General features: G+C 71.8%; 22 protein-coding genes. 15 read left to right on the forward strand and 7 right to left on the reverse strand.

What is annotated here, in order from left to right; all coding sequences use genetic code 11:
- The first annotated feature begins 19 nt into the window (after window positions 1–19).
- The 7 genes from BMZ92_RS08235 to BMZ92_RS38940 are packed head-to-tail and all read left to right on the forward strand — an operon-like array spanning window position 20 to window position 6,377.
- Window positions 20–1,153 carry a DegT/DnrJ/EryC1/StrS family aminotransferase gene (locus tag BMZ92_RS08235; protein ID WP_245782959.1) on the forward strand — a complete coding sequence of 378 codons (1,134 nt, stop codon included), beginning with the start codon at window positions 20–22 and terminating at the stop codon, window positions 1,151–1,153.
- Complete coding sequence (locus BMZ92_RS08240) at window positions 1,150–2,124, forward strand: hypothetical protein (RefSeq protein WP_177228585.1); 975 nt, start codon at window positions 1,150–1,152, stop codon at window positions 2,122–2,124. The genes BMZ92_RS08235 and BMZ92_RS08240 overlap by 4 nt, the downstream gene beginning before the upstream one ends.
- Window positions 2,121–3,362 carry a glycosyltransferase family 4 protein gene (locus BMZ92_RS08245; protein ID WP_091505124.1) on the forward strand — a complete coding sequence of 414 codons (1,242 nt, stop codon included), beginning with the start codon at window positions 2,121–2,123 and terminating at the stop codon, window positions 3,360–3,362. The genes BMZ92_RS08240 and BMZ92_RS08245 overlap by 4 nt, the downstream gene beginning before the upstream one ends.
- On the forward strand, window positions 3,359–4,465 hold the full coding sequence (locus tag BMZ92_RS08250; protein WP_091505125.1) for a DegT/DnrJ/EryC1/StrS family aminotransferase: 1,107 nt from the start codon (window positions 3,359–3,361) through the stop codon (window positions 4,463–4,465). Before BMZ92_RS08245 ends, BMZ92_RS08250 begins: the two co-directional genes overlap by 4 nt.
- Complete coding sequence (locus BMZ92_RS08255; protein ID WP_091505126.1) at window positions 4,462–5,037, forward strand: acyltransferase; 576 nt, start codon at window positions 4,462–4,464, stop codon at window positions 5,035–5,037. The genes BMZ92_RS08250 and BMZ92_RS08255 overlap by 4 nt, the downstream gene beginning before the upstream one ends.
- The gene (locus BMZ92_RS08260) at window positions 5,034–6,164 is read left to right on the forward strand and encodes a GNAT family N-acetyltransferase (protein WP_177228586.1); all 1,131 of its coding nucleotides are present in this window, start codon (window positions 5,034–5,036) and stop codon (window positions 6,162–6,164) included. The genes BMZ92_RS08255 and BMZ92_RS08260 overlap by 4 nt, the downstream gene beginning before the upstream one ends.
- A gap of 48 nt (window positions 6,165–6,212) precedes the next feature.
- Window positions 6,213–6,377: a sterol carrier protein domain-containing protein gene (locus BMZ92_RS38940; protein WP_342743475.1), complete on the forward strand. Its 165-nt coding sequence runs from the start codon at window positions 6,213–6,215 to the stop codon at window positions 6,375–6,377.
- 209 nt (window positions 6,378–6,586) lie between these two features.
- Here BMZ92_RS38940 and BMZ92_RS08265 read toward each other — a convergent pair whose 3' ends face one another.
- From BMZ92_RS08265 to BMZ92_RS08280, 4 genes are read right to left on the reverse strand one after another with little or no spacing between them, the layout of a single operon-like run.
- A complete protein-coding gene (locus tag BMZ92_RS08265; RefSeq protein WP_091505128.1) occupies window positions 6,587–8,014 on the reverse strand; it encodes an oligosaccharide flippase family protein in 1,428 nt (475 codons plus the stop codon).
- On the reverse strand, window positions 8,004–9,263 hold the full coding sequence (locus tag BMZ92_RS08270; protein ID WP_091505129.1) for a glycosyltransferase family 39 protein: 1,260 nt from the start codon (window positions 9,261–9,263) through the stop codon (window positions 8,004–8,006). The genes BMZ92_RS08265 and BMZ92_RS08270 overlap by 11 nt, the downstream gene beginning before the upstream one ends.
- Window positions 9,260–10,624 carry an O-antigen ligase family protein gene (locus tag BMZ92_RS08275; protein WP_245782960.1) on the reverse strand — a complete coding sequence of 455 codons (1,365 nt, stop codon included), beginning with the start codon at window positions 10,622–10,624 and terminating at the stop codon, window positions 9,260–9,262. Before BMZ92_RS08275 ends, BMZ92_RS08270 begins: the two co-directional genes overlap by 4 nt.
- Window positions 10,625–10,628: 4 nt before the next feature.
- Window positions 10,629–11,411 carry a hypothetical protein gene (locus tag BMZ92_RS08280; protein ID WP_091505131.1) on the reverse strand — a complete coding sequence of 261 codons (783 nt, stop codon included), beginning with the start codon at window positions 11,409–11,411 and terminating at the stop codon, window positions 10,629–10,631.
- Between the two features lie 113 nt (window positions 11,412–11,524).
- Here BMZ92_RS08280 and BMZ92_RS08285 point away from each other — a divergent pair, with 113 nt between their 5' ends.
- The 5 genes from BMZ92_RS08285 to BMZ92_RS08305 all read left to right on the forward strand — a co-directional run bounded on the left by BMZ92_RS08285 (window position 11,525) and on the right by BMZ92_RS08305 (window position 17,962).
- Window positions 11,525–12,772, forward strand: a complete 1,248-nt coding sequence (locus tag BMZ92_RS08285) for an MFS transporter (protein WP_425425799.1) — start codon at window positions 11,525–11,527, stop codon at window positions 12,770–12,772.
- Window positions 12,769–13,758, forward strand: coding sequence for a TolB-like translocation protein (locus BMZ92_RS08290; RefSeq protein WP_091505132.1), 990 nt, complete (start codon window positions 12,769–12,771; stop codon window positions 13,756–13,758). Before BMZ92_RS08285 ends, BMZ92_RS08290 begins: the two co-directional genes overlap by 4 nt.
- Window positions 13,759–13,821: 63 nt before the next feature.
- The gene (locus tag BMZ92_RS08295; RefSeq protein WP_091505221.1) at window positions 13,822–14,631 is read left to right on the forward strand and encodes a WecB/TagA/CpsF family glycosyltransferase; all 810 of its coding nucleotides are present in this window, start codon (window positions 13,822–13,824) and stop codon (window positions 14,629–14,631) included.
- Between the two features lie 5 nt (window positions 14,632–14,636).
- Window positions 14,637–16,682, forward strand: a complete 2,046-nt coding sequence (locus BMZ92_RS08300) for a glycosyltransferase (RefSeq protein ID WP_091505133.1) — start codon at window positions 14,637–14,639, stop codon at window positions 16,680–16,682.
- The gene (locus BMZ92_RS08305; RefSeq protein WP_091505134.1) at window positions 16,679–17,962 is read left to right on the forward strand and encodes a hypothetical protein; all 1,284 of its coding nucleotides are present in this window, start codon (window positions 16,679–16,681) and stop codon (window positions 17,960–17,962) included. Before BMZ92_RS08300 ends, BMZ92_RS08305 begins: the two co-directional genes overlap by 4 nt.
- A 3-nt stretch (window positions 17,963–17,965) precedes the next feature.
- Here BMZ92_RS08305 and ddaH read toward each other — a convergent pair whose 3' ends face one another.
- A complete protein-coding gene (ddaH, locus tag BMZ92_RS08310) occupies window positions 17,966–18,796 on the reverse strand; it encodes a dimethylargininase (protein WP_177228587.1) in 831 nt (276 codons plus the stop codon).
- Window positions 18,797–18,870: 74 nt separating this feature from the next.
- Here ddaH and BMZ92_RS08315 point away from each other — a divergent pair, with 74 nt between their 5' ends.
- The 3 genes from BMZ92_RS08315 to BMZ92_RS08325 all read left to right on the forward strand — a co-directional run bounded on the left by BMZ92_RS08315 (window position 18,871) and on the right by BMZ92_RS08325 (window position 22,448).
- The gene (locus BMZ92_RS08315) at window positions 18,871–19,317 is read left to right on the forward strand and encodes an Lrp/AsnC family transcriptional regulator (protein ID WP_091505135.1); all 447 of its coding nucleotides are present in this window, start codon (window positions 18,871–18,873) and stop codon (window positions 19,315–19,317) included.
- A 162-nt stretch (window positions 19,318–19,479) separates the two neighbouring features.
- Window positions 19,480–21,384, forward strand: coding sequence for a 2-oxoacid:acceptor oxidoreductase subunit alpha (locus BMZ92_RS08320; protein ID WP_091505136.1), 1,905 nt, complete (start codon window positions 19,480–19,482; stop codon window positions 21,382–21,384).
- Complete coding sequence (locus BMZ92_RS08325; RefSeq protein WP_091505137.1) at window positions 21,381–22,448, forward strand: 2-oxoacid:ferredoxin oxidoreductase subunit beta; 1,068 nt, start codon at window positions 21,381–21,383, stop codon at window positions 22,446–22,448. The genes BMZ92_RS08320 and BMZ92_RS08325 overlap by 4 nt, the downstream gene beginning before the upstream one ends.
- A 3-nt stretch (window positions 22,449–22,451) precedes the next feature.
- Here the strand turns inward: BMZ92_RS08325 and BMZ92_RS08330 are convergent, their stop codons facing one another.
- On the reverse strand, window positions 22,452–23,591 hold the full coding sequence (locus tag BMZ92_RS08330) for a sunset domain-containing protein (RefSeq protein ID WP_091505138.1): 1,140 nt from the start codon (window positions 23,589–23,591) through the stop codon (window positions 22,452–22,454).
- Window positions 23,592–23,674: 83 nt separating this feature from the next.
- Window positions 23,675–24,694 carry a polyprenyl synthetase family protein gene (locus BMZ92_RS08335; protein WP_091505139.1) on the reverse strand — a complete coding sequence of 340 codons (1,020 nt, stop codon included), beginning with the start codon at window positions 24,692–24,694 and terminating at the stop codon, window positions 23,675–23,677.
- Window positions 24,695–24,715 lie beyond the last annotated feature (21 nt).

The following is a 24,715-nucleotide window of genomic DNA, read 5'->3' on the forward strand; positions in this document are numbered from 1 at the left end:
TGCCTGCGGAGGGAGAACGGTGATCCCTGTCATGCGCCCCGTGCTGGGCGACGAAGAGGCCGAAGCGGCCGCCGAGGCGGTGCGCTCCGGCTGGGTGGCGCAGGGCCCCCGCGTCGCCGCGTTCGAGCGGGCCTTCGCCGAGCGCGTCGGCGCCGGGCACGGGGTGGCGGTGTCCTCGTGCACCACCGCACTCCACCTGGCGCTGCACGCACTCGGCACCGGCCCCGGCGACGAGGTCGTGGTGCCGTCGTTCAGCTTCATCGCCACCGCGAACGCGGTGCGCTACTGCGGCGCGACGCCGGTCTTCGCGGACGTGGACGAGGTGACCGGGAACCTCACCGCAGAGACGGTGGCACCGGTGCTGTCCTCGCGCACCAAGGCGGTGCTGGCGGTGCACCAGGGCGGGATGCCCGCGGACATCGCGTCGCTGCGCGAAGCGTGCGGCGAGATCCCGGTCCTCGAAGACGCGGCGTGCGCGGCCGGATCGACGCTCGGCGGCCGTCCGGTGGGTGCGGGCGCGCTGCTGGCGGCGTGGTCGTTCCACCCCCGCAAGCTGCTGACCACCGGCGAAGGCGGCATGATCACGACCGACGACGGGGACCTCGCGGCCCGCCTGCGCCGGTTGCGCGAGCACGGGATGAGCGTGTCGGCCGCCGACCGGCACGCGGCGGGCACCGCGGTCGTCGAGCAGTACCTCGAAACGGGCTTCAACTACCGGATGACCGACATCCAGGCGGCCGTGGGGCTGGTCCAGCTGACCCGGCTCGACGGGATCGTGGCCCAGCGGCGGGAACTCGCCGCGCGCTACCACGAACTGCTCGACGGTGTGCCCGGCCTGCGTGCGGTGCGCGACCCCGTGCACGGCACCACGAACTACCAGGCGTTCTGGGTGCTGCTGGACAACGACGTCCCCGTGGCGCGCAACGACCTGCTGACCCTGCTCGCCGCGGAAGGGATCTCCGCCCGGCGCGGGATCATGGCCGCGCACCTCGAACCGGCCTACGCCGGGCATCCGCACCCGCCGCTGCCGGTCACCGAGAAGCTGTCCACCCGCTCGCTGATCCTGCCGCTGCACCACGAACTCACCGCCGCCGACCAGGAGCGCATCGTGGGGCTGCTGGCCCGCGCGGTCGCCGCCACCCCGGTCCCGTGAGCGCACGCCTGCTCGCCCTGTGCGAGGACGCGATCGCCCGGATGCGGCTCGACCTGCGTGGCCGCGTGGTCGTCACCGAGGCCGCGACCGGTGCGTACGCCGTGACGCCCGTGCTCGCCGCGATGGCGGGCGCGGCCGAAGTGCGGGCGCTGAGCCGGGACAGCCGGTACGGCACCGCGGCGGAGGCCGAGTCGGCGGTGCTCGCACTCGCCCTCCGGGCCGGTGCCGCCGACCGGCTGAAGTTCTTCCGCCACAAGGATGCCGAGCTGTTCCGCGGCGCGGACCTCGTGACCAACAGCGGGCACCTGCGGCCGATCGACGCCTCCGTCGTCGCGGCGCTGCGGCCGGGCGCGGCGGTCAGCCTGATGTACGAGCCGTGGGAACTGCGTCCCGGCGAGGTGGACCTCCTGGCGTGCCGTGCCGCGGGGGTCGCGGTGGCCGGGCCGAACGAGCACCACCCCGCGGTCGGCGTGTTCGACTACTCCGGGGTGATGGTCATCCGGCAGTTGCTCGACGCCGGGTTCCCCGTCCGCGGGACGCGCATCCTCCTGTTGTGTGACAACGTGTTCCGCGCCGAGATCGAGCGTGACCTCACCGCGCTCGGGGCGGAACTGCTCGACACACCGTCCGGCAGGCTCGACGCGGTACTCGTGGCGCTCACGCCCCGATCCGGTCCCGTGCTCGACGTCGCCGCGCTGCGGGAACTCGCCCGTGAGCACCCGGAGACGACCATCGTGCAGTTCTGGGGCGACGTGCGGCGTGAGGACTGCGCGGCCGTGGGCCTGCCCGTCTGGCCGGAGGTCGCGCCGCCGCCGGGGCACATGGGCCTGCTGCCGTCCGCGGTCGGCGTGGACCCGATCGTCGCGCTGCAGACCGCCGGGCTCAAGGTCGGCGAGGTGCTCACCGCACCGGCCGCGGCCCCGGACGACCTCGCGTTCGTCCTGCCCGTCGAGGAGGAGGTGGCCGTATGAGGGTCCTCGTCTACCCGCACGCGATGGAGATCGGCGGTTCCCAGCTCAACGCACTGCAGCTGGCCGCGGCCGTCCGCGACCTCGGGCACGACGTGACCGTGGTGAGCGAACCGGGCCCGCTGCTGGAGTTCGTCGCGCGCCACGACCTGCCGCACGTCGGCATTCCCGCGGACCGGCGGCGGCCCTCGGCGGCCGTAGCCCGCACGCTGTCCACTTTGGTCGGTCAGCGGGGCGTCGACGTCGTGCACGGCTACGAGTGGCCGCCCGTCCTCGAAGCGCTCGCCGCGACCCGTGGCCGCAGCGCGGTCGTGGGCACCGTGCTGTCGATGTCCGTCGTGCCGTTCTTCCCCCGCACCGTGCCCCTCCTGGTCGGCACGGAGGCGATCCGCGCCGCGGCGCTCGAAGCGGGCCACGAACACGTCGGGCTGCTGGAACCGCCCGTGGACACCGAGACCGACCACCCCGGCGTGGACGGCAGCGCGTTCCGCGCGGAGCACGGCCTCGCCCCGGACGTGCCGCTGGTCGCGATGGTGTGCCGGCTCGTGCCGGAGCTGAAGCTGGAGGGCCTGCTCGCCGCGTGCGACGCGGTCGGTGAACTCGCCATGGCCGGGCACAAGGTCCAGCTGGTCATCGTCGGCGACGGGCGCAGCAGGGCCGACGTGGAGCGGCGCGCCGCCCGCGCGAACGAGCGCGCGGGGGAACGCGTCGTCGTGCTCACCGGCGAGATCGCCGATCCGCGGCCCGCCTACGCCGCCGCCGACGTGCTGATCGGCATGGGTGGCTCGGCGTTGCGCGGGATGGCGTTCGGCAAACCCCTCATCGTCTCCGGCGAACGCGGCTTCAGCGAGCTGCTGACGCCGGAGACCGCGCCGGTCTTCCTCCGCGGCGGCTGGTACGGGCAGGGGCCCGGCTCCCGGGGCAGCGGGCCCGCCGCGTTGCGGGACGCACTCAAGCCGCTCATCGACGCGCCGGTCCGCCGCGCCGAGCTGGGTGCGTTCGCCCGGCAGCTCGTCGAGACCCGGTTCAGCCTGCGCCACGCCGCGCAGGTGCTCGTGCAGGAGTACGAACGGGCCGTCGCCGAGCCCGTTCCCCGTGCCCGGCTCGCCCGGGACGCCGCCCGCAGCGCCGCGGGCCTGCTCGCCTACAAGTTCGCCCGCAGGTACCAGCGGATCCGGGGCGCGGTCAGCACCGACGACGCCAACGCCACCCCGGTCCTGATCCCCCAGGAGCGCAGATGACCCCGATTCCCTTGGTGGACCTCGCCGTCCAGCACAGACAGGTGGCCGACGAGGTCGCGGCGGGCTGGGCGGAGGTGCTGGCCACGACCGCCTTCGTCGGCGGGCCCGCGGTGAGCGCCTTCGAAGCCGAGTTCGCCGCGTACGTGGGCGCGAAGCACTGCATCGGGGTCGGCAACGGCACCGATGCGCTCGAACTCGCGTTGCGGGCCGCCGGGGTGGGTGCGGGCGATGAATGCGTCCTGCCGGCCAACACGTTCATCGCCACGGCGGAGGCCGTGGTCAGGGCGGGCGCACGGCCGGTGCTCGTGGACTGTGACGAGGACACCGGGCTGCTCGACGTCGACGCGATCTCCGGGGTGCTGACCGACCGGACCGCGGCGATCCTCCCGGTGCACCTCTACGGCCAGCCCGCGCCCGTCGAGCGGATCCTGCCGCTGGCGCGGGCCATCGGTGCGGTGGTCGTCGAGGACGCGGCGCAGGCACAGGGCGCGCGGCGGCACGGCGCGGGCGCCGGGACGCTCGGCGACCTCGCGGGCACGAGCTTCTACCCGGGCAAGAACCTCGGCGCGTACGGCGACGGCGGAGCCGTGCTGACCGGCGACGCCGAGCTGGCCGAACAGGTCCGGCTGCTCAGCGCTCACGGCTCACCGCGGAAGTACGAGCACGAGATCGTCGGCTTCAACAGCCGCCTCGACACGCTGCAAGCCGTGGTGTTGTCGGCGAAGCTCAAGCGGCTGGAGGGCTGGAACGAGGCCCGTCGCGCGGCGGCGGCGCGGTACGACGACCTGCTCGCCGGGCTGCCGCAGGTCACGACACCCGTGGTGCTGCCGGGCAACGAGCCGGTGTGGCACCTCTACGTCGTGCGGGTGCCGGACCGGGACCGCGTGCTGGCGCACCTGCGGGACCACGGCATCGGCGCCGGCGTGCACTACCCGACGCCCGTGCACCGCACGGAGGCCTTCGCGTGGCTCGGCTACGCGGAGGGCGACTTCCCTGTGGCCGAGAAGGTCGGGGGCGAGCTGCTGTCACTGCCGTTGTACGCCGAGATCACCCCGGAGCAGCAGGAACGCGTGGTCGGGACGCTCGCAGAGGCACTGCGATGACCGTGGTGGGCAACGGGGTGCGCGTGCACCCGCAGGGGTTGTGCGAGAGCGAGCACGTCGGGCCGGGCACGCGGGTGTGGGCCTTCGCCCACGTCCTGCCGGGCGCGCGGATCGGCCGGGACTGCAACATCTGCGACTGCGCGTTCGTCGAGGACGGCGCGGTGCTGGGCGACCGGGTGACGGTGAAGAACGGGACGCTGGTGTTCGCCGGTGTCACGTGTGAGGACGAGGTCTTCCTCGGGCCGAACGTGTTGTTCACCAACGATCTGCGGCCGCGGGCGCACCTCCGCAAGGGGCCGGAGGAGCTGATGCCGACAACCGTCCGTCGCGGTGCATCCCTCGGCGCGGGTGTCGTGGTGGTCTGTGGCACGGAGATCGGCGAGTACGCCTTCGCGGCCGCCGGAGCCGTCGTGACCAGGGATGTGCCGGCGCACGCGTTCGTCGCCGGGAACCCCGCCGAGGTCAAGGGCTGGGTGTGCGTGTGCGGGCACCGGCTGGACGAGCCGCTCAAGTGCGGTGAGTGCGGGACGGCCTTCGCCACAGCGGAGCGCGGGCTGCGGCGGTTGCCGTGATCATCCGGGACCTGGCACCCGGCGACTTCGACGCCGTCTGGCGCATCCGGCGCCGCGCGTTCGGCGGTCCCGCCACGCCGGGTCCCTCCTGGCCGGGCGACCCGGCCACCTTCCGCGGTTTCGTGGCGGAGTCCGGCGGTGAGCCGTGCGGGTTCCTGCGGATCCGGCGGATGGGGCAGTTCTTCGGCGGCCGGGTGGTCCCGATGGGCGGGCTGGCCAGCGTCGCCGTCGATCCCCACGCCAGGGGCCAGGGCGTCGCGGGCGGTCTCGTCGCGGCGGCGTTGGAGGCGATGCGTGCCGACGGGCAGCCGTTGTCCGCCTTGTTCACGAGCGTGCCCGCGTTGTACCGCGGCCGGGGCTGGGAACGGTCCGGTGTGGTCGAGCGCGTCGAGCTGGGGATGACGGCGTTTCGAGGCGTCCCCGGCGGTAAGTACACGCTGCGGCCGCTCACCTCGTCCACTTTGGACGAATTGCGTGCGTGTTACCTCGAGCTGGCTTGCGATCTCGACGGCATGCTGGCCGGACACACCCCCAGCGGAGATCCGGATCTGGGCAGCGCTGTGGTCGACAGCGAAGGCAAGCTGCGTGGGTACGTGGCTCTCGACCGCCGTGACGGCGAGCTCGACGTGCATGACTTCGTCGCGCTCGACCAGGAGGCGGCCGCGACCCTGCTGCGGGCGCTCGGGTCGTGGGCCGGGCTCGTGGACAAGGTGCGGCTCCGACTGCCCGAGCCCGACGTCGTGAGCATGCTGCTGCCCGATGCCGGAGTGCGCACGGTCGAGCCCTGGTACCTGCGGGTGGTCGACTTCCCCGCCGCCGTGGCCGCCCGAGGCTGGCCCGCCGCCCGCTTCCTGGCCGAAGGCACCCACACGTGCGTCGAGATCGTCGACGAGCACGCCCCTTGGCACGCAGGCACATACCGGCTGGTCGTCCGCGACGGCACTGTCCACTGTGTCCAGTCCGACGACCGCCCCGACGTACGCCTGCACGCCAGAGCCCTCGGCCCGTGGTACTCCGGCGCCGTCCCCACCACAACCCTGCGCCGCACCGGCCTCTGCACCGGCGACGCCTCCGTACTCGACGCACTGATCACCAGCACAACCCCCAGGATGCTCGACTCGTTCTGACCCCTCACCCCAGCCGAAGGAACTCCGCCCGCAGCGGTACTGTCCACTGTGTCCCGCCCCGACGTACGCCTGCACGCCAGAGCCCTCGGCCCGTGGTACTCCGGAGCCGTCCCCACCACAACCCTGCGCCGCACCGGCCTCTGCACAGGCGACGCCTCCGTACTCGACGCACTGGTCACGAACACAACCCCGAGAATGCTGGACTCGTTCTGACCCCTCGGTGATCGGATTCAGAGCGAGCTCCATGACCGCCTCGCTCGTGACGCTGCATGTTCCACGAGGTACCGGGAACAACCGGCCAGAGCCCGGTGATGCACGGGCACGGGCGCCAAACGGCAAATTCCCTAGCGGGACGAACGCACCTTCCCTCGCGCGAAGGCGCCCGCTGACCACGTGTCAAGCCGATGCCCGCTAGGCCGCCTTCACCCCAGCCTGCGGAACTCCGCCCGCAGTGGCCACACGAAGGGCAGATACGCCAGCGCCCCCAACACCCCCGCGAGCACCAGCAACAGCGGGGACGGCGGCAACGCCAGGCGCAGCCCCACCACGACCATCGCCGCCACGACCGCGCCCGCCGCGGGCTTCGCGAGCGCCGAACCCAGCGCCCGCAACGAAACCCCGGTGCGCACCAGCGCGAACAGGTACGCCGGCAACACCACGAACACCGCCACCGCGGCGTGTGCCACGGCCACCCCCCGGATGTCCCCGGTGACGGCGCCGACGGGCAACGCCACCACGAGCGCCACCAGCCACAACCCCTGCAACCACAGCGTCAGCCGGGACAGGCCCAGCGCGACGAGGAAGTCGTAACACAGCTCGCAGAACACGCGGACCGCCCCGAGCACCGCCAGGAACTGCAGCGCCGCGGCCGCCGCCGCCCAGGCGCCGCCGTACACCGTGGTGATCAGCGGCAACGCGAGCAGCCCCAGCACGAGGCACACGAACAGGGTCGGCACCGCGAGCAGCGTCGTCATCCTGGCCAGCGTCTCCTGCCGGCGCACCGGATCGTCCTGCACCCTGGCGAACGCCGCCAGCGACACCCGCCGCACGATCGCGGAGAACACGTTCACCGGCCAGCTCGCGAGGTTGAACGCCTGCAGGTACAACCCGAGCGCCACCGCACCCAGCACCCGCCCCGTCACGACGTAGTCCACGTTCAGCATCGCGAACACCAGCGCGCTCGCCCCGGCCAGCGGCAGCCCGAACCGCAGCAGCTCGGCGGCCTGCCGCCGGTCGAACCCCGGCCGCGGCCACATCGACGCGAGCCGGCACAACACCAGCGCGGACAGCACGTTCCCGGCGAGCTGCCCCCAGCCGAGGCTCCACGCGCCGTGCCCGGTCGCCGCGAGCGACACCGTCACCCCGGTCGTCACCACGAGGTTCGCCACGTCCGACAGCAGCCGCACGCCCTGCCGGAACTCGCGGTTGACCAGCTGGGCCGGTGCCGCCGTCACGCCGTCGATCAGCACCGTGACGCACAGCAGCCGCACCAGCCCGGTCGCGGCCGGGGCACCGAGCGCCTCCGCGAACGCCGGCGCGCCGAACCAGCACACGGCGTACAGCAGCACGCTCGAACCGATCGAGATCGTGGTCACTGTCGGGGCGATCCGCCGCGGGTCGCCCGGCCACCGCACGAGCGCCAGGCTCACCCCGAGTTCGTTCATCGACAGCACCGCGGTCAGCACGACGAGCGCGACCGCGAACACCCCGAAGTCCTCCGGCACCAGCAGCCGCGCGAGCACGACCCCGGTGAGGAACGAGCCCAGCTTGGCCAGCACGGTGTTGAGCGCGCTGAAGCTCAGCGCCTTCCGGACGGGACCGCGGGTCTCCTGGACCGCCCTATGCGCCACGGCTCCCCCTCGCGAAACGGACCACCACGGACGCGGCGAGCAGCACGGTCAGCCCGTCGAGCGGGACCCGGAACCGCAGGCGCGTGAAGAAAACGGCCTGCAGCAGGAAGTTCAGCACGACCAGGACGGCCAGCAGGGTCTCCGTCCGCGACAGCGGCCACCGCCGGGCCAGACCGACGCGCAACACGGCCAGCAGCAGCACCGGGTAGTAGGTCAGCGCCAGCACCAGGTCCGCGGTCCGGCCGCCCTGCCCCGAGGTGGCCATGTCGCTGGAGAACGAGAACGTGTTCGCCAGCTTTTCGCCGTACAGCACCGCGGCGTCCCCCGGGTGCTCCGTGATCCAGTCGACCGCGCTGTCGCTGAAGTAGCGGTTGATGCCGACCTCGTCGAGGTGGTGGTCCTTCGCGTGCTGCTCGTAGCGCGAAATGTCCACTTCGGTCCCACTGCCCGCGGTGGTGTGCTCGCTGTTGCCCAGCAGGAGGTTGATCCCGTCGTTGGTGGACACCGGTACAAAAGCGTGTAGCGCCAAGGCGTTCCGCACGCACCACGCCCCGGGCACGGCGACCGCGAGCGCCAGCACCGCCGCGGCCGCACCCCACGCCCCGCGCCGCTTCCACGCCATCCACACCGGCACCAGCACGACCGAGAGCGCGAAGTTCGGCACCGTGAGCACGAGCAGCCCACCGGCCAGCCCCGCGATCACGACGTCGGCCACCCGTCGCCCGCCCCGCGTCTCCACCGCGCTCATCCCGCAGTCGATCGTCACCAGGAGCAGGAACAACCCCGGCACCTGCGGGTAGAGCGCGGTCGCGGTGTAGGTCAGCAGCGGGTAACACGCGAGCACGACCGCGGCCAGCGCACCGGCGGGCGCGGCGAACACGCGGCGCCCCACCCGGTAGCCGAACCACACGCAGCCCGCCAGCGCGAGCACGCCGACGAACCGCATGGCCAGCACGTCGCCGCCGGTCAGCCCGTGCACCGGGGTCAGCAGGAACGGGTACCCGGGCGGGCGGTAGGCGGTGGCCTGCACGCCGTCGGCGCTGTACCCGGCACCGGAGGCGAGCGAACCGGCCAGCTGCACGTACACCCGTTCGTCGAGGTAGCGCAGGGTGTCGCCGAGCACGAGCGCGTAGCCGCCGGCGAGCAGCAGCGACAGCGCGACGGCGGCGAGCGCGACCTGCCGGGCGTGCGCGTCCAGCCAGGCGTACGAGCGGACGAGCACGGGTGGCCGCGCGGTGAGGCTCGTCATGACTTCACGCTCCGGGTTCGCAGCAGGCCGCTCAGCGCGGCGCGGATCGTCGGCGGGTCGATCCCGTTCGCCGCGTGCTCGGCCCGCACGGCGCGCAACAGCGCCCCGCTCAGGCCGACGAGCACGAACGCGAGCGTGGTCGCCATGGAGAACGCCAGCAGGTCGAACGTCGCCGCGCCGAGCGCGAGCACGGACAACGACGCGACGAGCGTCAGCGCGAGGTCGCGGACGTGGACGTTGCGGCTCAGGCTGCGGGCGCGCAAGGCGGCGTACGCGCCGACGACGAACAACGCGATCAGCGCGAACAGGCCGATGAACCCGTTCTGCACGAGCGTGCCGAGGTACTGGTTGTCCAGCGGGCCGTACTTGCTGGGCAGGTACGTGCCCAGCCCCCGGCCGAGCCACGGGTGCTGGGCGATCACGACGCTCGTGGTCGCGTAGTCCTGGGTGCGGCCCGAGATGCTGGTGTCGTTGCCGATGTCGGCGAACAAGCCGTACAGGGTGCCGAGCAGCCCAGGGATGAGGAACCGCATGAGCACCATGAACGCGGCGCCCACCAGCACGGCCTGGATGCGGCGGCGGCCGGGCCAGCCGATCAGCAGCACCAGCGCGGCGAGTGCGAGGCCCAGCATCGCCGAGCGGGACAGCGACACCATCGCGCCGACCGCGACGATCGCGAGGCACAGCCACCACCGCCGCGCCGCCCGCTCCCCGCGGTCGCGCGCCGTGAACGCGTAGTGCGCGGCGAGCGGCATCGCGACCGCGCACACCACACCGAACTCGATGGGGTGCCCGGTGGTCGCGGCGGGACGGCGGAACGCGGCGCGCTCCAGGATGAACCCGTCCGCCGTCACGGGGTGCAGCCCGGGCAGCACGAGGTAGCGCGTGAGGTCGAAGTCGGCGAGGAACTGCAGGATGCCGATCACCGCGACCACCGTGGTGGTCACGACGATGCACTTGAGCACCAGCTCGATCCTGGCGAGCGTGCGCACCCCGTCGCAGATCGCCAGCCCGGCGACGACAACGGCGAGGATCGTGACGAGCGTCCGGTCGGCCGAGTCGAGTTCGTCCGGCGGCAGGTAGTTGCGGGTGGCGTAGCCGTAGGTGGCCAGCTGGGTGACGATGAAGACGAACAGGACCGTGCGGGCCGCGTTGCGCCCCTTCGCGGTGCCGAGCGTCGTCGTCAGCTGGCCGCAGAACCACAGCAGCCCCAGCCCGAGCCCGAACACCGTGGCCGGGGTGATGGACATCGAGATCCCGGAGATCACGAGCCGGGCGGGCACGATCAGCGCCACCGCCACGTACCAGCACGCGAGCGTCGCCCCGTCGGCCCGGCGGCGCGGCCCGGTCGTCGTGGTCACGGGTTCAGTGCCGGTCACGCCGCCGGCGCGGCTCGGCGGTGCCGGAAACGGGGGCGATCAGCTTCGTCAGCTCCTCGCTGAGGTCTTCGTCACCCTCCTCGGGCCAGGACGGCTCCTGCTCCTGTTCCTGCGGCCTTTCCCTGGGCTTTTCCTTGCGCGGCTTGCGCTTCCGGTGCTGCTGGAAGCTTTCGAAGCCGTAGGCGGCGGTGAGGCCCGCGACGAGCCCGAGCGCGAGCGCGACGGCGGCGTAGCGGACCTTGCCGCCGATCTTCGCCTCGGCGGGCGTCGGGTTGATCACCTGGTCCGCGCTGATGTAGGTGGACTGCGGGGCCTGCAGCGCCTGTTGCCGGTCGGCCAGCTGCTTGCGCGCGAGGTCGAGCACCGCCGCGACCGTCTTCTCCGCGGCCTGCGGGGCCGCGGCGTCGGCCACCACCACGACGAACGGGCCGGACAGCTGCCCGTTGCCCACCTCGTAGGTGGTCTTGACGCCGTCCACGTGCTCGAACTGCTTCACCGTCGCCGGGTCCTGCAGCGACTGGATGAGGATCTCGGCGCTGGTGGTGAGGCTGCCGTCGAACGCCAGCAGCGGGTTGATCTTCTCCGGGGACGGGCCGGCACCCGCCCTGGCCCCCGCGGCCGGGGAGGTCAGCACGATCGTGCCGGTGGATTCGTACTGCGTGTCGACGGAGGCGTACACCCCACCGGCCAGGCCCAGCGCGACGAGGAACACCGGGACGGCGACGTACCAGCGCCGTACCAGCACCCTGATCGTGGCCCAGAAGTCCATTCGCCCTCCCCGCAACTGTTCTCAGCAGGGCAGTCGGGAACGGCCCCGGATTGTTACGGCGCCGGAGCATCGGTGCTGTTAACGGACGCGCGCGCGTTCCCGACTACGCAGCTGTGTACTTGACCTCCCGCTCCACGCCACCCGGCATCGGAGAGCGCACGGAGCGTGGCGGCCGCCTGCCCGCGACGGTGTTCGCGCTGGGCGCGGTGAGCCTGCTGACCGACGTGTCCGCGGAGATGGTCACCGCCTTCCTGCCCGTTTACCTGCTCTACACGCTGCAGCTCGGCTACGTCCAATTCGGACTGCTCGACGGCCTGTACAACGGCGCCACCGCGGTGTTGCGGCTCGTCGGCGGTTACGTCGCCGACCGGCTCCGGCGGCCGAAACTCGTGGCGCTGGCCGGGTACGGCACCTCGGCGCTGACGAAACTGCTCTTCCCGCTGGCGGGCGGTTCGGGGCTCGGTATCGGCGGTGTCCTCGCGGCGGACCGGGCGGGCAAGGGGCTGCGCACCGCGCCGCGGGACGCGTTGATCTCGCTCGCGACCCCGGCCGACCGGCTGGGCCGCGCGTTCGGGGTGCACCGCGCGATGGACACGTTCGGCGCGTTGCTGGGCCCGTTGATCACGTTCTGGATCCTGAGCCAGCTCGGTACCGGTTCCTCCCCGGTGTTCGTGGTGAGTTTCTGTTTCGCCGCACTGGGGCTCATCGTGTTGGCCGCTTTCGTACGGGACGGCGCCGGTACCGGAAAACCGTTGCCCGCGCAGGATCCCGTCTCGCTCCGCGCGTGCCTCGGCCTGGTGCGGGACCGGCGGTTGCGGCGCGCGACGCTCGCAGCGGGGCTGCTGGGCCTGGCCACGATCAGCGACGCCTTCGTGTTCGTGGTCCTGCAGAAGACCACCGCGGTTCCACTGTCGGTGCTGCCGTTGCTGCCGCTGGGCACGGCGCTGGTGTTCCTCCTCGGCGCGATCCCGCTCGGCAGGCTGGCCGACCGGATCGGCCGCTGGCCGGTGTTCTTCGCCGGGCACGTGCTCCTGCTCGGGCTGTACGCGCTGTTGCTGACCTCCGGCGGCGGTTATCCGATCGTGGTCGCCGGGCTCGCGTTGCACGGGCTGTTCTACGCGGCCACGGACGGCGTGCTGATGGCCTACGCCGGGCCGCTCGTGCCCGCGCCGTTGCGGGCGAGCGGGCTCGCGGTGGTGCAGACCGGGCAGGCGGTCGCGCGGCTGATCTCGTCGTCGTTGTTCGGTGTTCTGCTGGCGAACCTGGCCACCGGGACCTCGGTGCTCATCACGCTCTCGGTGTTCGTGCCCGCGCTGGTCGGCGCGGGCCTGCTGGTGCGGGGGAAGAGGCGGGAAGCGTGAAGGAATGGCTGGCGCGGCACCGGATCGCGGCCGGGATCGCCGCCATCGTCGTGGTGGTACTGGCAGGCGCCGGATACGTCGTGTACGCGGCGGTCGACGGGCGGAGCGGCACAGCGGCGGGCACGGCGGCACCGACCGCGGGGAACCTCCTGTTCATCGAACAGGACGACGGGCGCAACCGGGTGGAGCAGGTGCGGGCGAGCGACCCCGGCGGCCCCCGCACGGCGACTTCCCTGGAGTGCCAGCGGGTCTACTCGGCCGCGGGCACCACGGTGTGCCTGCGGCTGGCCGGGGTCGGCCCCAGCTACGAGGCGGCCGTGCTGGACGCGGGCGGCAAGGTCGTCCGCACGGTGGGGCTGGCCGGGATCCCCAACCGCGCCAGGGTTTCCGCGTCCGGGCACATCGTCGCCTGGACGACGTTCGTCACCGGTGACTCCTACAGCGTGCCCGGCGGGTTCTCGACCCGCACGGGCGTGCTGGACCTGCGGTCCGGCGAACTGGTCGAGACGCTGGAGGACTTCACCGCGACGGTCAACGGGAACGTCTTCACCCCGGCGGACCGCAATTTCTGGGGCGTGACGGTCGCGGCCGACGACCGCACCTTCTACGCGACGATGGCCGCCCAGAACCGCACCTGGTTGGTGAAAGGCGACCTGGTCACCAAAACCCTGCACGACATCCACCAGGACGCGGAATGCCCGTCGCTTTCCCCGGACGGCAGCCGGATCGCGTACAAGAAGCGCGTGAGCAGGCTCGGCCCGTGGCAGGTCGCCGTGCTGGACCTGCGCACGAACACCGAGCGGATCCTGCCGGGCACCACCGGGATCGACGACCAGTCGGTGTGGCTGGACGACAACACGCTCGCCTACGCGCGAACCCCGCAGAACGGTGAGAAAACTTCCATCCTGTCCGTGCCCGCCGACGGTTCGGCACCGCCGGTCGTGTTGATTCCCAACGCTTCCTCTCCCGTTCCGTTGCGGCTGTAACGTTCTCGCCGCACCGGCGACTCTTCGGGCGCATTCGCAACGAGAAACCGAGAGGTGCCCGTGATGGACGCCGAAACCTCCACGGTCCCCGTGGGGGCGGTGAGGATTTCCCCGCTCAGCGAAACCGAAATCGTCGACGAGGTGATCGGCGGCTGGCAGCGCCGCGCCGGTGGCTGGATCGTCACGGCCAACGTCGACATCGTGCGTGCCACGACGAGGGACCCGCGGCTCGCCGGACTGGTGGCGCAGGCGGATTTCGTCGTCGCGGACGGGATGCCGGTGGTGTGGACGGCGAAACTGTCGTCGGGCCGCGCATTCGACCGCGTCACCGGCGCGTCCCTGGTCTTCTCCCTCACCGAGGCCGCCGCGCGGTCGGGCCGCTCGGTTTACCTCCTCGGCGGTGAACCCGGCGTCCCCGAAGCAGCGGCGGAGGTGCTGTCGTCGCGCTACCCCGGGCTGCGGATCGCGGGCACCGACTCGCCTCCGTTCGGCTTCGAACGTTCGGCCGCCGCCCGCGCCGAAGTCACCGCGAAGCTCGTCGAAGCGAAGCCGGACCTGGTCCTCGTCGGGCTCGGTTTTCCCAAGCAGGAGGAGCTGATCGCCGGCGTGCGCGCGGACCTGCCCTCGGCGTGGTACCTCGGCTGCGGCGCCGGCATCCCGATGGCGGCCGGGCAGTTCCGCCGCGCGCCGGAACTGGTGCAGCGGATGGGTGCGGAATGGCTGCACCGCCTGGCGCTCGAACCCCGCCGGCTGGCCCGGCGCTACCTGCAGGACGACACCCCGTTCGCGGTGCGGCTGCTGACCGGCGCCCTGCTGCGCCGCGCCGCCGCGAAGGTGGAACCGCGCCCGACCGCACTCCCCGTGGAGCCGTGACACCCATGCCGCTCGCCGTCGTCATCGTGACCTACCACAGCGCCGGGATCGTCGCCGACTGCCTCGACTCCGTCACCGAGGCGCTGGAGGGAATCCCCTCGGCGCGGATCATCGTCGTGGACAACGCTTCCACGGACGACACGCTCGACGTGGTGCGCAAGACCGCTCCGCACGCGGAAATCATCGCCCGCAAGACGAACGACGGTTTCGCGGCGGGCGTGAACGCCGGATTCGCCGTCGCCGGGGACAGCGACGTCCTCGTGCTCAACCCCGACGTCCGCCTCGAACCTGGCGCGGTGAAGGCCCTGCGCGAGGCGTTGGCGGTACCGGGCACCGGCGTCGCCGTCCCGCTGCTGCTCGGCCCCGACGGCGAACCACATCCGTCCCTGCGCCGCCGTCCGACGACTCTGCGTGCCCTCGGCGAAGCCGTGCTCGGCGGTACCCGCGCGGGCCGCATCCCGGCCCTGGGGGAACTCGTCATCGGCGCCAAGGCCTACTCACGCCGGTCCACTGTGGACTGGGCGACAGGCGCGTGCTGGCTCGTCTCCGCCGAGTGCCGCAAGGCCCTCGGGCCGATGGAGGAGCGGTTCTTCCTGTACTCGGAGGAGACGGAATACCTTCTCCGCGCAGGCGATTCCGGTTACCTGGTCCGCTTCGAACCCGACGCCGTGGCCATCCACCTCGGCGGCGAACAGTCCACCTCGCCGGAACTGTGGGCGCTGTCCGCGGCCAACCGCGTCCGCCTGCGCCGCGAGCGGGACGGGCACCTCGCCGCTCTCGGCATGCGCCTCGCCGTACTGGCCAACGAAGTCCCGCGAGCGTTGCTGCGTGGTCGCGACGGCGGCGCGAAGCACCGGCGGGCGGTGCGTGAGCTGCTGTGGCTTCGCCGGTGGCCGGTCGCCGACCGCACCCCCGGCTACGTCTGCTTCTCCGCGCAGGACTGGTGGTACCACAACCAGGCGCACTCCGACTTCCAGCTGATGCGCTCGGTCGCGGGGCAGCGGCGCGTGCTGATCGTCAACAGCATCGGCATGCGGATGCCCACTCCCGGCCGCAGCACCCAGGTGACCCGCCGGATCCTGCGCAAGCTGCGGAGCGTGGCGAAGTTCGTGCGCCGCCCGGAGCCCGGTTTCCACGTCATGTCCCCGCTCCCGCTGCCGTTCTACGGTTCACCGCTGCTGCGGCGGGTCAACGCCGCGCTCGTGCGCGGTCAGGTGCGGCTGGTGTGTGCCGCGCTGCGGCTGCCGGAACCGGTGATCGTCGCGACCATCCCGACCGCCTGGGACGTCGTCGCACCCATGCGCCGCCGGGCCCTCGTGTTCAACCGCTCCGACCGGCACTCCGAGTTCCCCGAGGCCGACCGCGGCACGATCGAGGAGCTCGAAGGCGCGCTGCTCGACCACGCCGACCACGTCCTCTACGTCAGCCACGCGCTGCTGGAGGACGAGCACGCGCGCACCGGCGAGCGGGCGTACTTCCTCGACCACGGCGTCGACGTCGAGCACTTCCGGCCGCGCGCGGAACTGCCCGCCGACCTCGCCGCCATCCCCGGTCCGCGCATCGGGTTCTTCGGCGCGCTGGACGACTTCCTCGTCGACTTCGACCTGCTCGAACACGTCGCGACCGAACTGCCGGACTGCTCGCTGGTGCTCATCGGCGACGCCACCCACGACATGTCCCGCTTCGAACGCCACCCGAACGTGCACTGGCTGGGCTTCCGCCCCTATGCGACGATCCCGTCCTACGGTTCGGGATTCGACGTGGCGCTCATGCCCTGGCTCGACAACGAATGGATCCGTCATTCCAACCCCATCAAGCTTAAGGAATACCTCGCTCTGGGACTGCCCGTGGTGAGCACCGACTTCGAGGAGCTGGCGGCCTACCGCGACCGCGTACGCGTCGCCCGCGGGCCGGCCGAGTTCGTCGCCGCGATCAGGGAAAGCCTGGCGCACGGCGCGCCCCAGCCCGCCCAGCGGCTGCGGGAGTCCGTGCTGACCTACTCGTGGCGGTCCCGCGCGGCGGAGCTGGTGCGCCTGGTGGAATCCGGATGAGGCGGCGGGGCGTGTGGTCCGCCCTCACGCTGGCGATCGCGGTGGCCGTGGTCGGCGGGCTGCTCGCCTACCGCGAAGTGCCCGGCCCGCCCCCGCAACCGGCCGCCGTCAGCGTGCGCGACCTGCCCCGCGTGCCGTGGGAGGGCGGTCCGGAGTACTACCGCCAGTTCCCCAAGATGGCGGCCTGGACGGATCCCCGGTTCTTCCCCATCGGCGTCTGGTACGAGGCCGTCACCTCCCAGCGGGACGTCGACCTCGACAAGGCCGCGGGCATCAACACCTACTTCGAGCTGACGCAGTCCAGCGACCTCTCACTCGTGCGCGCCAACGGCATGTACGCGATCCCCAGCACCCAGCTGCCCGGGTACGGGGACGAGACGGTCGGCTGGCTGCTCACCGACGAAGTCGATCTGTGGGGCCACGAGGGTGACGCGCCGTGGACCGGGAAGTACCCGGGCGAAGGCGAGATCTGCGTCCCGGAATCCGCGTTGTGCGGGTACACCGTCCTCCAGACGCTGCGCGACCGGCTGCCGCAGCACGACGGCCGCGCCCGCTACGCCAACTTCGGCTACGGCATGGAGTTCTTCATCAAGGACCAGCTGGCCGCGCGCTTCCTCGACTACACCGACACCGCGTCGATGGACACCTACTGGTACACCGACGACGGCATCTGCGAGCTGACCAAGACGCCCGCGAACGTGTGCCACCTGTCGGCGTCCTACGGCTTCACGATCGACCGGATGCGGCAGCTCGACGGGATGGACGGCAAGCGGCAGCCGGTCTACGCCTTCGTCGAGGACGGTGCGCCGTTCGAGAAGTACCGGACCACGATCACCCCGGAGCAGCTCTCCGGCGCCGTCGTGAACTCGCTCATCCACGGGGCCCGCGGCGTCATCTACTTCAACCACAACTTCGGTGGCGACTGCCGCACCCAGCACGTCCTGCGGGACGGGTGTGGCGCCGCGATCCGCCCGGCGGTCACCGAGGTCAACCGCCGGATCACCGAGCTCGCGCCGGTGCTGAACACGCAGTCCCTGGAGTACTCCTTCGCCCCGGACATGGACACGATGCTCAAGGAGTACCAGGGCTCCTACTACGTGTTCGCCATGATCGGCCGTGGCGCCGCGCCCGGCAAGAAGACGCTGACGCTGCCCACCGGCCTGTCCGCGGCGAAGGCGGAGGTGCTGTACGAGAACCGGCAGGTCCCGGTCGAGGGCGGCAAGCTGACCGACGACTTCGGCACCGAGGCGACGTACCACATCTACCGGCTCACGCCGTAGCGCCTACTTGCGGATCTCCAGCGTGCAGCACTTCGGCCCGCCACCGGCCTTGCGGAGTTCCGAGATGTCTGCGAACACCGGCTCGTAGCCCTGCCCGGCGAGGCGGTCCGCGAGTCCCGTCGCTTCCACCGGCAGCACGACGTTGCGCCCGTCCGACACGCCGTTGAGCCCGAAGCACTCCGCGTCCGCGGCGTCGGCGAGCACCGCGTCCGGGAACAGCCGGGCCAGCACGCGCCGCGAGCCGGCGGAAAACGCTTCCGGGTAGTACGCGATGTGCGCCGGGCGGGACTCCGTCGCCTCGCTCAGCACGAACAACGCCGTGTCGAGGTGGTAGTACCGGGGATCGACCAGCCGCAAGGACAGCACCGGCACGCCGAGGATCTCCTGCGCCTCGGCGTGCGCCTCCGGGTCGGTGCGGAACCCGGTGCCCGCCAGGATCATCCGGCCCGTCCAGGCGAAGTCGCCCTCGGCCTCGTTGATCCGGGACGGCATCACGACGTCGCGGTAGCCGTGCTCCAGGAACCAGCGCCGGTAGTGGTCCGCCTCGGGCACGCGTTCCTTCGCGCGGAACCGCGCGCCGAGCACCCGCCCGTCGATCACCGTGCCCGAGTTCGCCGCGAACACCATGTCCGGCAGCCCCGGCTGCGGCTCGATCTCCTCCACCGTGTGCCCGAGCCTGCGGTAGGTGTCCCGCAGCTCGGTCCACTGCGCCATCGCGCGGCCGACGTCGACCGGCTGTGACGGGTCCATCCAGGGGTTGATGGCGTAGTCCACGGCGAAGTACCGCGGCGGGCACATGAGGTAGCGGCGGGTCAGCGGCACCCGGAGGTTCATGCTTCTCAAGGTATGACTCGGTTCAGTGGCGATCAATCACCGCTCCTTGCGCACATACCTGCTAAACATTGCGTGTGAACCCGCTGGATCAGCGAATCGTTTCGTGCCTGGTGACCAACGCGCGGTCGAGCTACGCCGAGATCGGGAAGGTGGTCGGCCTGTCCGCGCCCGCGGTCAAACGCCGGGTGGACCGCCTGCTCGAAACCGGGGTGCTGCGCGGCTTCACCGCGGTCGTCGACCCGGAGGCGCTCGGCTGGGGCACCGAGGCCTTCGTCGAGGTGCACTGCCGCGGCAACGTGCCACCCGCCCGCATCCGCGCCCGCCTGGAGCCGCTGCCCGAGGTCGTCGCGGCGTACACGGTCACCGGCGCGGCCGACGCGATCGTGCACCTGCGCGCGGCGAACATCCACCAGCTGGAGACGGCGCTAGAACGCCTGCGGGGCCTGGAGATCATCGACCGCACGGTGTCGACCGTCGTGCTGTCGCGGCTCCTCGAACGGCCGCCCACACCCGGCGCCTGACCTGCGGGTCTCAGCATGTGAACGCCGGGGGCGAGGTGCCCCAGGTCACACCCCGAGACTCGTGCGAATATCCCCAGTAAGGTGGAGGTATCGGCGGAGGTGCGCCCGGCGCGAGATGTCACCGAGGACAGGCCAAGTCGGGAGAGAGGGATTCCCTGACCTATGAGCACGAATGCCAATGGCAACGGCGCGTTGTCGGCAACCCGTCAGACCGAGGTCTCCAAGCTCGACCGGGTGGTCATCCGCTTCGCCGGTGACTCCGGCGACGGCATGCAGCTGACGGGCGACCGGTTCACCTCCGAGGCCGCCGCGTTCGGCAACGACCTCGCGACCCTGCCGAACTTCCCGGCGGAGATCCGCGCGCCACAGGGCACGATCCCCGGCGTCTCGTCGTTCCAGGTGCACTTCGCGGACTACGACATCCTCACCCCAGGCGACCGGCCGGACGTGCTGGTGGTGATGAACCCGGCCGCGCTCAAGGCCAACATCGGCGACCTGCCGCCCGCCGGCACGCTGATCGTCAACACCGACGAGTTCACCAAGCGCAACCTGACGAAGGTCGGCTACGACTCGAACCCGCTGGAGGACGACTCGCTGTCCGCCTTCCAGGTGCACCAGGTCGCCATGTCGACCCTGACGCAGGGCGCGCTCGCCGACACCGGGCTCGGCAAGAAGGACGCCGAGCGCTGCAAGAACATGTTCGCGCTCGGGCTGCTGTCGTGGATGTACCACCGGCCGACCGAGGGCACCGAGCAGTTCCTCCGCGAGAAGTTCGCGCGCAAGCCCGACATCGCCGAAGCGAACATCCTCGCCTTCCGCGCGGGCTGGAACTACGGCGAGACCACGGAGTCCTTCGCGACGACGTTCGAGGTCGCCCCGGCGAAGCTCGCCCCCGGCACGTACCGCCAGATCACCGGCAACACCGCGCTCGCGTACGGCATCGTCGCGGCCGGGCAGCGGGCCGGGCTGCAGGTGCTGCTGGGCACGTACCCGATCACCCCGGCGTCGGACATCCTGCACGAGCTGTCCAAGCACAAGAACTTCGGCGTCATCACCTTCCAGGCGGAGGACGAGATCGCCGGGATCGGCGCCGCGCTGGGCGCCTCCTACGGCGGCGCGCTCGGCGTCACCTCCACCTCCGGCCCCGGTATCGCGCTGAAGTCGGAGACGATCGGGCTCGGCGTGATGCTGGAGCTGCCGCTGGTGGTCATCGACGTGCAGCGCGGCGGCCCCTCGACGGGCCTGCCGACCAAGACCGAGCAGGCCGACCTGCTGCAGGCGATGTTCGGCCGCAACAGCGAGTCCCCGGTGCCGGTGATCGCGCCGCAGTCCCCCGGTGACTGCTTCAACGCCGCGCTCGAAGCCACCTCGATCGCGCTGAAGTACCGCACGCCGGTGCTGATCCTGTCCGACGGCGCGAACGCCAACGGCTCGGAGCCGTGGCTGATCCCGAACGTCGACAGCCTGCCCGACCTGCGCGTGGAGTTCGCGACGCAGCCGAACGCGGCCGACGGCTCCGGCGAGTTCTGGCCCTACGTCCGCGACCCCGAGACGCTGGCCCGCGAGTGGGCCGTGCCCGGCACGCCGGGTCTGCAGCACCGCATCGGCGGGCTGGAGAAGGCCGACGGCAAGGGCAACATCTCCTACGACCCGGACAACCACGACCACATGGTCCGGTTGCGGCAGCGCAAGATCGACGGCATCGACGTGCCGGACCTGGTGGTCGACGATCCTTCGGGGGGCAAGGCCCGCGTGCTCGCGCTGGGCTGGGGCTCGACGTTCGGCCCGATCGGCGCCGCCTGCCGCCGCGTGCGCAAGGCGGGGATCCCGATCGCGCAGGCGCACCTGCGGCACCTCAACCCGTTCCCCCGCAACCTCGGCGCGATCCTCGCCGGCTACGACAAGGTCATCGTGCCGGAGATGAACCTCGGCCAGCTCGCGCTGCTGCTGCGCGCGAAGTACCTGGTCGACGTGCACTCCTACACGAAGGTCGCCGGCCTGCCGTTCAAGGCCGAAGAACTCCAGCACGTCTTCACCGAATTGATCGAAGGGGTTGTGCCCGCATGACCGCGACCGAGCTGGGCCTGCCGACCGTCGGCGGCTTGGACCTCGTCCCGCACACCGACGAGCCGCAGAAGGCCAAGGACTACAAGTCCGACCAGGAGGTGCGGTGGTGCCCCGGGTGCGGTGACTACGTCGTCCTCAACACGGTGCAGTCGTTCCTGCCCACGCTGGGGCTCAAGCGCGAGAACATCGTGTTCGTCTCGGGCATCGGCTGCTCGTCGCGGTTCCCGTACTACCTGAACACGTACGGGATGCACTCGATCCACGGCCGCGCGCCGGCGATCGCGACGGGCCTGGCGACCACGCGCCCCGACCTGTCGGTGTGGGTCGTGACCGGTGACGGCGACGCGTTGTCGATCGGCGGCAACCACCTCATCCACGCCTTGCGACGCAACGTCAACATCAAGATCCTGCTGTTCAACAACCGGATCTACGGGCTGACGAAGGGCCAGTACTCGCCGACGTCGGGGCAGGGCATGGTCACCAAGTCGACGCCGATGGGTTCGGTGGACACCCCGTTCAACCCGGTGTCGCTCGCCCTCGGTGCGGAGGCCACGTTCGTCGGCCGCGCGCTGGACTCGGACCGCGCCGGGCTCACGGAGGTGCTCACCGCGGCCGCCCGGCACCGCGGTTCGGCGGTGGTGGAGATCTACCAGAACTGCCCGATCTTCAACGACGGCGCGTTCGACGTGCTGAAGGACAAGGACGAGGCGGCCCAGCGGCTGATCCCGCTGCGCGCGGGCGAGCCGATCCGCTTCGGGCCGGAGGCCGAGTACGGCGTCACGGCGACCGGCTGGGGCGGTTTCGAGATCGGCAAGGTGTCGGAGATCGGCGAGGACAACCTCGTCGTCCACGACCCGTCGATCTCCGACACGGCGTACGCGTTCGCGCTGTCCCGCCTCGGCGACCAGAACCTGAACCACACGCCGGTCGGCATCTTCCGCGACGTGGACCGCCCGACGTACGACGACCAGGCGCGGGCCCAGGTGGAGCAGGCCCGTGAGGCGAAGGCCCCGAACCTGCAGTCCCTGCTCACCGGCAAGGACACCTGGACCGTCGTCGCCTGATCGTCAGGAGAGCGGCCGGAACCCGACCCGCTCGGCGTCGGCCGCGGAGCGGAACCACACCTCGGCGATCATCCGCGCGAACTGCGGCGATTCCTCGGTGCAGTACCGCAGAGCGGTGACGCTCGCCTTGACCGTGAACTCGTCCGAAGGCCGTCCGCCGCCGGGCCGCGGCATCGCCGACCCCGGACCGAACGGCCCCGGCGGCACGCTGGCGTCGGACACGGGCGTCCGCGCGGGCGGCGGGGCCGGCGCGGCGGGTTCGGGTGCCGCGTGCGCTCCCGCGTTCGGCCGCACGGCGGGCTCGAACAGCGAACCGCTGCGCCCGCCTTCGCCGACCGCGGGCTCGCGCCGCTCGATGGACCGCACCGAAGGCCGCGGCGGCTCGAAGCTGCTCGGCGGAGTCGAGCGCGGCTGGCGGCGGGGCAGCACGGCCGTCGATTCGGCGGGCGCCTCGTCGTCGGCACGCGCGTCGTCGTCGTTGCCGAAGGCGTAGGCGGGCGGCTCGTCCACGGCCGCGTGCGCGCCGTAGCTCTCCTCGGGCTCGAACAGGGAGCCGTGCTCGTGCTCGTCCTCCGGCTCCAGGCGGGCGTGGAAACCCGACGGGTGCTCGTCGGCGTACACGTCTTCCCGCTGGTGCGCGAACTCGTGCGGCTCGCGCTCCTCCGCGACGGGGTCGAACAGCGAACCGCGGTCCGGCTCACCACCCGGTTCGAAGAGCGAGCCCCGCTCGGCCTCCGCGTCCGGCGCGAACAGCGAGCCGCGCTCGGCCTCCTGCGGGTACGGCGTGAAGATCGACGTCTTCTCGGCGTCCGACTCGTCGTGCTCGGGCACCCGTCCGCCGAAGCTGTCCCGCTCGTGCCACACCGGCTCCGGCAGGGGCTCGGGTTCCGGCTCCGGCTCGAAGGCGCGGGTCGGCTGCACCGGTTCCGGGTCGAGCGCGCGCGTCCCGGTGTCCGGCTCGTCGAGGGTGCGGGTGGGCGCCGCGGACCGACGCTCCGGCGCGGCGTTCTTGGCGTCCAGCAGCTGCCGCTCGAGCGACCGGTTCCGCGCCTGCGCGGGCCGGACGAGCAGCAACCAGGTCAGCAGCACCCCCAGCACGAACGCCGCCGCGCTCCACAGCCACACCTGCCCGAACAGGGACATCGAGCTGTCCTTTCTTTCCCCACCGTTCTCGGTACCACTGTCAGTGACACCGCGGTGGCCCACTCATGACGGACGGAGCGGGATCAGCGGGTCCGTGCCACCAGGTAGTCGGCGACGGACTCGCACGCGTCGCGCGCCGACGACGCCGGCAACGCGGACAATTCCACCCTCGCTCGCCGAGCGTAGTCGGACAGCGTCGCCATGGCCTGGTCGAGGCCGCTGGACGCCCGGAGCAGCCCGAGCGCCTCCTCGACCAGCGCGTCGTCGGTGATCGGGGCGGCCAGCAGCTCGACCAGCCGGGGGTCGGTGGCGGGGTCGGCCAGCGCGAACAGCATCGGCAGGGTGCGCACGCCCTCCCGCAGGTCGGTGCCGGGCGTCTTGCCGGACTCGTGCGAGGGGGACGCGATGTCGATGATGTCGTCCGAGATCTGGAACGCGGTGCCGATGATGTCGCCGAACCGCGTGAGCGCCTCGACGTACTCGGGCCGGGCGCCGGAGATCATGCCGCCGAACCGGCCGGCGGTCGCGATCAGCGAACCCGTCTTCTGCGCGATCACGCTCAGGTAGTGGGCGATGGGGTCCTCGCCGTCGCCGGGGCCGACGGTCTCGCGCATCTGCCCGGTGACCAGCTCGCCGAAGGTCTCGGCGATGATCCGGGCCGCGTCGGTGCCGAGGTAGGAGACGAGCCGCGAGGCGTGCGCGAACAGGAAGTCGCCGGTGAGGATCGCGACCGTGTTGTCCCAGCGCGCGTTGACGCTCTGGGCGCCCCGGCGCATGGTGGCCTCGTCCATCACGTCGTCGTGGTACAGCGTCGCCAGGTGCACCAGCTCGACAGCGGCCGCGGCGGTCACGACGCCGTCGTGGTTGCCCTCCCCGAACTGGGCGGCGAGCAGCGTGAACAGCGGGCGGAAGCGCTTGCCACCGGCCTCGACGAGGTGCGACGCGGCCTCGTGCACGGCCTTGACGTCGCTGCGGGCGGTCTCCCGCAGCAGGTTCTCGACGTCGGTGAGCCCGCCGGCGAGCGTGCGCAGCAGTTGCTCATCGGCGATCCGCAGGCCCACGCTCGCGCGCAGATCCTCGATGGTGCCACTCTGAACCGACACGTTCCCCTGCCCTTTCGCACT

The organism is Amycolatopsis sacchari, from assembly GCF_900114035.1.
Taxonomy (GTDB): Bacteria; Actinomycetota; Actinomycetes; order Mycobacteriales; family Pseudonocardiaceae; genus Amycolatopsis_E; species Amycolatopsis_E sacchari.

Coding starts and splice junctions, on each gene's coding strand:
- BMZ92_RS08245 (WP_091505124.1), top strand. CDS start 2,121: ATGAGGGTCCTCGTCTACCCGCACGCGATGGAGATCGGCGGTTCCCAG.
- BMZ92_RS08250 (WP_091505125.1), top strand. CDS start 3,359: ATGACCCCGATTCCCTTGGTGGACCTCGCCGTCCAGCACAGACAGGTG.
- BMZ92_RS08255 (WP_091505126.1), top strand. CDS start 4,462: ATGACCGTGGTGGGCAACGGGGTGCGCGTGCACCCGCAGGGGTTGTGC.
- BMZ92_RS08270 (WP_091505129.1), bottom strand. CDS start 9,263: ATGACGAGCCTCACCGCGCGGCCACCCGTGCTCGTCCGCTCGTACGCC.
- BMZ92_RS08280 (WP_091505131.1), bottom strand. CDS start 11,411: ATGGACTTCTGGGCCACGATCAGGGTGCTGGTACGGCGCTGGTACGTC.
- BMZ92_RS08295 (WP_091505221.1), top strand. CDS start 13,822: ATGGACGCCGAAACCTCCACGGTCCCCGTGGGGGCGGTGAGGATTTCC.
- BMZ92_RS08300 (WP_091505133.1), top strand. CDS start 14,637: ATGCCGCTCGCCGTCGTCATCGTGACCTACCACAGCGCCGGGATCGTC.
- BMZ92_RS08305 (WP_091505134.1), top strand. CDS start 16,679: ATGAGGCGGCGGGGCGTGTGGTCCGCCCTCACGCTGGCGATCGCGGTG.
- ddaH (WP_177228587.1), bottom strand. CDS start 18,796: ATGAACCTCCGGGTGCCGCTGACCCGCCGCTACCTCATGTGCCCGCCG.
- BMZ92_RS08320 (WP_091505136.1), top strand. CDS start 19,480: ATGAGCACGAATGCCAATGGCAACGGCGCGTTGTCGGCAACCCGTCAG.
- BMZ92_RS08325 (WP_091505137.1), top strand. CDS start 21,381: ATGACCGCGACCGAGCTGGGCCTGCCGACCGTCGGCGGCTTGGACCTC.
- BMZ92_RS08330 (WP_091505138.1), bottom strand. CDS start 23,591: ATGTCCCTGTTCGGGCAGGTGTGGCTGTGGAGCGCGGCGGCGTTCGTG.